General features: G+C 42.4%; 5 protein-coding genes. 3 read left to right on the top strand and 2 right to left on the bottom strand.

The annotated features are described in order from the left end of the window. The first annotated feature begins 29 nt into the window (after nucleotides 1-29). The 3 genes from V7K21_RS29050 to psbA all read left to right on the top strand — a co-directional run bounded on the left by V7K21_RS29050 (nucleotide 30) and on the right by psbA (nucleotide 3,799). On the top strand, nucleotides 30-1,529 hold the full coding sequence (locus V7K21_RS29050) for an MBOAT family O-acyltransferase (RefSeq protein WP_335179343.1): 1,500 nt from the start codon (nucleotides 30-32) through the stop codon (nucleotides 1,527-1,529). Nucleotides 1,530-1,830: 301 nt separating this feature from the next. After that, on the top strand, nucleotides 1,831-2,421 hold the full coding sequence (locus tag V7K21_RS29055; RefSeq protein ID WP_335179345.1) for a PEP-CTERM sorting domain-containing protein: 591 nt from the start codon (nucleotides 1,831-1,833) through the stop codon (nucleotides 2,419-2,421). 295 nt (nucleotides 2,422-2,716) lie between these two features. Next, on the top strand, nucleotides 2,717-3,799 hold the full coding sequence (gene psbA, locus V7K21_RS29060; RefSeq protein WP_335179347.1) for a photosystem II q(b) protein: 1,083 nt from the start codon (nucleotides 2,717-2,719) through the stop codon (nucleotides 3,797-3,799). A gap of 62 nt (nucleotides 3,800-3,861) precedes the next feature. On the opposite strand, the gene V7K21_RS29065 is transcribed toward psbA, so the two are convergent. Further along, on the bottom strand, nucleotides 3,862-4,989 hold the full coding sequence (locus V7K21_RS29065; RefSeq protein WP_335179349.1) for a PepSY-associated TM helix domain-containing protein: 1,128 nt from the start codon (nucleotides 4,987-4,989) through the stop codon (nucleotides 3,862-3,864). A gap of 51 nt (nucleotides 4,990-5,040) precedes the next feature. Further along, nucleotides 5,041-7,428: a TonB-dependent siderophore receptor gene (locus tag V7K21_RS29070; protein WP_335179351.1), complete on the bottom strand. Its 2,388-nt coding sequence runs from the start codon at nucleotides 7,426-7,428 to the stop codon at nucleotides 5,041-5,043. Nucleotides 7,429-7,695: the final 267 nt, after the last annotated feature.

Consider the following 7,695-nt stretch of genomic DNA (forward strand, 5'->3'; position numbering starts at 1 on the left):
AATGCCCAATATCCCATAACAAATAACAAATGAACTTTATATCAATTTTCTATGGGCTGTTCTTGTTGAGTGTGTTAGGGATTTACTGGTCTTTAGCACAACAGAAATTGCGATTGTGGACGCTGCTAATTGCTAGTTTGGTTTTCTATGCATCTTTGCACATCCAATACATTCCATTACTATTAGCATTGACATTTATTAATTTCCTTGTGGGATTGGAAATTGGGAAAAACACATCACCAGGAAAACATTCTTTTGACTGGCAAATTTCTAATGAAGAGTGGCAATTTGCCCAAGGTGATTGGAATCGTCGTCGTCTAAAACTTTTGTGGCTGGGGATAACTCTAAATGTTTTACTACTATTAGTTTTTAAGTATTTTACTCCTTTATTCAAGTTTGTTTTTCATGTGCAAACAAATTCACCAGATAGCTCTTTTAAATTGATTGCACCCTTGGGAATTTCATTTTTTACCTTTGAATGCATTGCTTATTTAATAGATGTCTATCGTGGTGCCCCTGCGACTGAGCAGTTTCTCAAATTTGCCACCTATAAATTATTCTTCGCCAAACTGATTTCTGGCCCGATTACGCGCTACCACAACTTAGCAAATCAATTTAATACCCTAGCCTTCCCCAGTGCCGATAGAGTATCTGAGGCGCTGTGGTTAATTGCTAGGGGCGCGGTCAAAAAAGGTATTTTGGCAGACCACCTGGGAATTTTCGTTGATTTATGTTTTGGTAATTTACAACGGGCGGGTAGTGCCGATCTCTGGTTAGCTACATTCGCCTACGGCTTGCAATTATATCTAGATTTCAACGGTTACGTAGACATTGCCCGTGGTAGTGCTTTGCTTTTCGGCTTGGTTCTACCTGAGAATTTTGACTTTCCCTACTTCAGCACCAATATTGGAGAATTTTGGCGGCGCTGGCACATGACTTTAGGAGATTGGCTACGTAACTATGTCTACTTTCCTTTGGGTGGTTCCCGTCGAGGTTTAGTGCGTACCTGCTGTAATTTATTTATTGTGATGCTAATTGCTGGTATCTGGCACGGTGCTGCTTTAGGTTATGTTGTTTGGGGCATATTCCACGGGTTAGCCTTGGTAGTTCATCGACTTACAGATAGGATGAGCGATCGCTTTGAAAATCTAGAACAATTCTGGCAAAATCCTCTGGGTATCTTTGTCGCTTGGTTATTGACCCAACTGATGGTTTTTACCTCTTGGATCTGGTTCCGCTTACCTAATCTCCAAGACTCTTCTTTGGTAATTCGACATCTTTGGGGTCATCCAGCTGACGCCCAATTTGCTGAAAAGGTCTATGTAGAAGCCTTAAATATGAGCCAATACCAACTCACTTGGGTACTTCTAACCTTAGCTGCCCTTATGGCTGTAGTCTATGCCTTCAACCGGATGCTGAAGTTAGAGTTTAATTGGCCCCTTAAGCTTGTCTTCGTCCCTCTATGTTTCTACGCTGTTTGGTTATTAGCTCCTGAAGGCAGTTTGCCCTACATCTACTTTGATTTTTAACTGAAACATTAGACAACGTAGAACTTATTATCTCGTTACAAATCAGCGAGACTTTGAATTTTTCCCACAAGCTAATTGTAAAGAAGTGTAAAGACAAATAATTAGTGCGATCAATTCAACCAGATAACAGAATTATCCTATCTTTAGGTATACAACCTGATTGCTCTGCTTTACATTTACTTTAAAAATAGCATTTTTATTTTAATACTTTCTTGAAATTGAAACCAAATTTTCCGTGTTCTAATTCTAAAAGTAAGTTTCTCTTTCTAATCTTTTTTCATAAGAGATATTTTTTATCAACATGAAAAGCAACATAAATAAAAGTACCGTTAAGCTTTTAGCTACGGTAGCTGGAGTAGTCTTAACGACCGGACTAACTGTAGATGGTTCTGCTAACCCTGTTCAGGCTGCCCAGTTTAATTATTCTTACTCTGGTGAGGGAATTGAAGCTAGTGGAGTCTTAACAACCACTGACAGCAGTGACGCAAATGGCTACCTAACAATCACGGGTATCACGGGACAGCGAAATGGGGAGACAATTACGGCACTACTACCTCCTGGTAGTTTTCCAAATTCAGCGCCTAACGATAATCTCTTCTCCCCAACAAAACCATTCCTTGACTTTAATGGTTTTTCTTACTTAGTTGGTGCTAAATCTGAAAACGTATTTTATTTTGAGGATAAAGGGGGGTATGGAGAAACTGACGATCCGAATATTGCTACTAATCCAGCTAATGCCAGATTATTGAACAAATTTGATATTCAAGCTGTACCCGAACCTTCCAGTGTGGGTGGTTTGATCGTAGTTCTTCTGGGCGGCATCTGGCTGCTAAAGAAAAAATCTGCTACCAATGCCAAGCAAGAACTGGCTGAAAAAGCAGGCTTTTCTTAACACTACCTATAACCCCCATTAGGGCTGGAGTTGATAATTGACTCCAGTCAAAGCCAACCGATCGCGGTTGAAAGACCCTCTAAGTGATTTGTTTCATCAGTGAAACCTTAAATCATCACTATTTCACTATTGTTTATAGTAAGAAAAGTTTACATTTCAATGAGCTTGTTAAAGAATTCTGTTACAGAACATTAAGTCACATGTCGCGTCAAAATAAATTCATGTAGACTATATTTCAGCAGGCGAAAAAAATCCGCTTGTTCCATATTTAACAACCCATAGCACTTATAAAACCATGACCACAACCTTACAACGGCGCTCTGACGCTAACGTATGGGATCGCTTCTGCGAGTGGATCACCAGCACCGACAACCGTATATATATCGGTTGGTTCGGCGTTTTGATGGTTCCTACCCTGCTAGCTGCTACCACCTGCTTCGTAATTGCCTTCATCGCTGCTCCTCCTGTGGACATCGATGGTATCCGCGAACCAGTTGCAGGCTCTTTGATCTACGGAAACAACATCATCTCTGGTGCAGTTGTTCCTTCTTCAAACGCCATCGGCTTGCACTTTTACCCAATCTGGGAAGCTGCTTCCTTAGATGAGTGGTTGTACAATGGTGGTCCTTACCAGTTGGTAGTTTTCCACTTCTTGATCGGTTGCGCTACCTACCTGGGTCGTCAGTGGGAACTTTCTTACCGCTTAGGTATGCGTCCTTGGATCTGCGTAGCTTACAGCGCACCTTTGGCTTCTGCTACCGCAGTATTCTTGATCTACCCCATCGGTCAAGGTTCTTTCTCTGATGGTATGCCTTTGGGTATCTCTGGAACCTTCAACTTCATGATTGTGTTCCAAGCAGAACATAACATCTTGATGCACCCCTTCCACATGTTAGGTGTGGCTGGTGTATTCGGTGGTAGCTTGTTCTCTGCAATGCACGGTTCTCTAGTAACTTCTTCCTTGGTGCGTGAAACCACCGAAACCGAATCATTAAACTACGGTTACAAGTTTGGTCAAGAAGAAGAAACCTACAACATCGTTGCAGCCCACGGCTACTTCGGTCGTTTAATTTTCCAATACGCATCATTCCAAAACAGCCGTCAATTGCACTTCTTGCTTGCAGCTTGGCCTGTCATTGGTATCTGGTTTACCGCTTTGGGTATCAGCACAATGGCGTTCAACTTGAACGGTTTCAACTTCAACCAATCAATCATTGACTCTCAAGGTCGCGTCATCAGCACCTGGGCAGACGTAATTAACCGTGCTAACTTGGGTATGGAAGTAATGCACGAGCGGAATGCTCATAACTTTCCCCTAGATTTAGCTGCTGGTGAAGTTACTCCTGTAGCAATGACTGCTCCTGCTATCAACGGTTAATACTTCGGTATTAGCTAAATAAGAAGCGCTCTCCAGAAATGGGGGGCGCTTTTTAGCTGTAATTATCTTAAAACGGGCGGTTTAATAAATTCTGTGGGAGATTTTATCCGATAGCTCCGATAGCGATGCTTCCACATCACAAAGCCAGTAATAAATAAAATCAACGGTGCAAATCCTACAAACATGTAGAAAATACGGGATGGAAGTCCCCAGAAAGTGCCATAGTGCAAATCGTTAAAGGAATTTAGGATGCGATCGCCTAATGATGCAGTTGCGATCGTAGATACTTGTAAAACCTTGCCGCTATACTGATCAAGAGAAACATCGCCAAGATTAAAGTTAAACCAAAAAGTCTCTTCTGGTTTACTTGGAAAACCAATTAAATTAAGTGATGCATTGGGCAGGGCAGCTTGAGCGATTTTTAATTGGTCTTTTAGTCCTAGCGGAGACTGACCAGAAATAGGTACAGAAACAAAATCGGGTTGAGGTTTGGAGAAGGTGAGAGCGTAGATTATCGGGTTGACAAATTCAGAAAAGTTCCAGCAAAAGCCTGTGAAAAAGGTAAAGACTAGAAATGTAGCTGTAATGACACCAGCAACTTTGTGAATATCAAAGTTCGCTCGCTTGGGATGGGCATCAAGCTTGATTTTGAAGCCAGCAATTAACTTGCGCCAACCTGGCCATAAGATAATGCCTGTAATGCTCAAGATTGTGAATAGTAACCCAACAATGCCCACAAACTTCGTGCCAATGTCACCACTTAAGAGGGTGTAGTGGAGTGGATAGATAATGTCTAAAAATATCTTTTGGATCGAGCTGGGCTTAGAGTTAGGGTTGAGGATTACTCCTGTGTAGGGGTTAACGTAGATTGGCAGCCAGTCAAATTCCTTTGTTTTGAGGATAACCTTTATTGACCGATCTGGCTTTGGGGGTGGGTAATACCGTTGAATAGTTGTATTTGGTTGATTGGCGTAGGCTTTTTTGACGGTGTTAAGGACAACTTCGATTGGTAGTTGTTCTCTTTTAGGGATGATCGTGCCACTTTGATGAGATTGATCGAAGTTGTCAATTTCTGTGTGGAAAACTAGTAGACTACCTGTCAAACCGATGATAATTGCAATCAATCCTAGCGCTAGACCCAAGTAACGATGTAGGGTGAATATCAAGTTGCGTACTTTTTTAGAATTCAAGGTAAATGCTCCTTTGCATAATGTCACCAGATATGAAATTGGTTTTCTCAATTAAAACCGCACGGTTAATGACCCAATTAACGTAAAAGGCGCACCTGGAGAATTTCCATCAGAACTACGCGAATTTGTGTAGTATTCGACATTAAACAAATTCTCAGCATTAATTGCTACCTCCCAGTTGTTACGTCGATAGAACAGAGCCGCATCGAATCGCGTGTAGGCAGGTAGCTTGAAGTTGGGCAGATCGAATTGATCGCCTGGGCGATCGCTAACAAAATATGTACCTAACCCAAAGCCCAAGCCTTGCAAATCGCCGCTTTGAATTTTATAGGTTGTCCACAAAGAAGCAGAATTAGTTGGCGTAATTCTCAGCCGACTGCCCACTTCATACGTATTATCTTTAGTAATCCGAGCATCAGTGTAAGAATACCCTGCTGTCAAATTCCAACCCGGTAAGATTTCACCAGTCACGCTCAAGTCAATGCCGCGACTGCGCTGTTCTCCAACCTGAATTGAATACTTACCAGGTTCAGGCTCGCTGAGATCAGCCGTCAACACGTTGGATTTTGTGATGTCGTAAGCGGCTAAAAGTGCTGAGAGTTTCCCATTGAGAAAATCGCCCTTGATGCCCACTTCATACTGAGTACCGCGTGTCGGAGCAAAAGCTGAATTCGTTCTTGAACGACCAGAGTTAGGGAGAAAAGAACGGCTGTAGCTGGCATAGAGTGAAACAGGCTTGATCGGTCGATAAACGATGCCAAGGCGCGGACTAAATGCTTCACCATAGTCTCTATTAACAGTACCTGCTATAATGTCACTCCCCGTGCTGTTCACCCAATCAAATTGTCCAGCAGCCACTAGGATCAGGTTATCTAGTAACTTAATCTGATCTTGTAAGTAAACCCCATAGGATTGAGTGATGTAAATAGAACGGTTGAAAGTAGTATCAGTGGGTAATTCAATATTGTAGTTCGGGTTGAAAATATCCAGAGGCGGCAAGGGTGCAGTCAAAGATGAAAAGGAATTTGTCACGCGATTTGCATCAAAACCGAACAGCACCTGATGGGCTACTGAACCAGTATTAAAGTTTGCTATCAGCCCTGTTTGCATCGCATAGGTTTCATATACAGGTTTATCCTTGACATATGTGCCTGTAATAAATCTATCATCAGACAAAGTGCCATATTCACTCTCTATCAAATCTATATGTTGCGAACTGATAAATAGTGAATTACGCAGCTGAAGATTTTTATTAAACCGATGTTCAAAGGTATAGCCTCCCTGTATTTGGGTGCGATTAATATCATTCGCACTAGGATAGCCAAAATAGCGATTAATTGGTAGCACAAACGAGCCATTACTCAACGCTGGCACTCCGGCATCAAATCCTGTTTCTTGATTTAGGTATTCAAAGTTTAGGGTCAGCTTTGTATCATCGCTGATATCCCAAGCGATGGGAGGTGCAAGAAAGAGTCGCTTTGTCCCCAGAAAGTCTCGAAAACTATCAGAATCCTGAAGCGCAATGTTCAGGCGATAGCGTAGGCTGCGATCGGAATTGAGTGGAGCGGAAAGATCAGCCGTTCCACGGTAGTAATTATAGCTACCAGCATTCAAGCCAAACTCGTAGAATGGCTCTGATAGCGGTTGTTTGGTGGTAACGTTAATTATACCTCCAGGTTCGCCTGAGCCGAACAATACAGATGCTGGTCCACGCACCACTTCAACCTGTTCAACGTTAGAAAAATCTCCTGGTGAGCCGGTGCCTGTAAAACCATTGAGTGTGGTTTGTCCCCGGAAGCCCCGAATTGAATAGTCGCCAACGCCAAACCCTTCTCCACCATAGTCTCCACTGTTCAGTACAACACCGCTGACGTTATTTAACACATCTCGTAACCGGGTAACATTACGATCTTTGATTACCTGTTGCGGTATAATTTGAATGGTTTGAGGAATATCTCGCAAAGGCGTATCAGTGCGCGTTCCGACGCTTGTTCGTGAGGGATTATAGCCTTCGTCCCGTTCACCCGTCACCACAAGTTCAATCGGTTCATTACTTTCTGTCGATGGTTGACTTGGCTGTGTTTGGCTTTCTGACTGCTGTGGCTGCACAGAAGATGCAGAAGTTGCAACAGAGAAGATAATACCCTCATCTGGACTGTCAAACAACTCAACAATCGGTACACCTGCTTCCCCGGTCACGCTCACCCGGATAGTATTGGCATTAAAGTTTGTTACCGTTATTTCACTAACTCCTACAATTGGTGAAGTTGAGCGAAATGTGAATGCATCACCATTGGGTAAACGCAGTTGAGCATTGGGAATATCAGCAACAAAGTTATTGCCAGAACTTTGATTAACTACTTGTAACTGTTCTCCTTTTGATGTCTGTAAAATCACCTCCAGACCCTTAGAAGTGGGATTTGCCTTCACAGAAGTCACTTGTACAACTTCACCTTGCCGGCTTTGGGCTGGCGGGTTCTGCTGTTCTATTTGAGCAAACCATTCTTTGACTGTTCTTGCAGAACGGTTCAGTTCTTGTACACTTTGAATTTCAGTTACTTGCTTTGCCTGAGTTGGTTGTATGACAACAGCAATAAAAAAACAGGAAATAAATGTATCCCCTCAATACTTCGGGGTAGAAAATTATTCTGGCATCCACGACCCACCAAATAGATTAGAAGAAGATTTCTCCTGAATAATGGTTGC

Source organism: Nostoc sp., assembly GCF_036919595.1.
GTDB lineage: Bacteria > Cyanobacteriota > Cyanobacteriia > Cyanobacteriales > Nostocaceae > Nostoc.

Coding starts and splice junctions, on each gene's coding strand:
- V7K21_RS29050 (WP_335179343.1), top strand. CDS start 30: ATGAACTTTATATCAATTTTCTATGGGCTGTTCTTGTTGAGTGTGTTA.
- V7K21_RS29055 (WP_335179345.1), top strand. CDS start 1,831: ATGAAAAGCAACATAAATAAAAGTACCGTTAAGCTTTTAGCTACGGTA.
- psbA (WP_335179347.1), top strand. CDS start 2,717: ATGACCACAACCTTACAACGGCGCTCTGACGCTAACGTATGGGATCGC.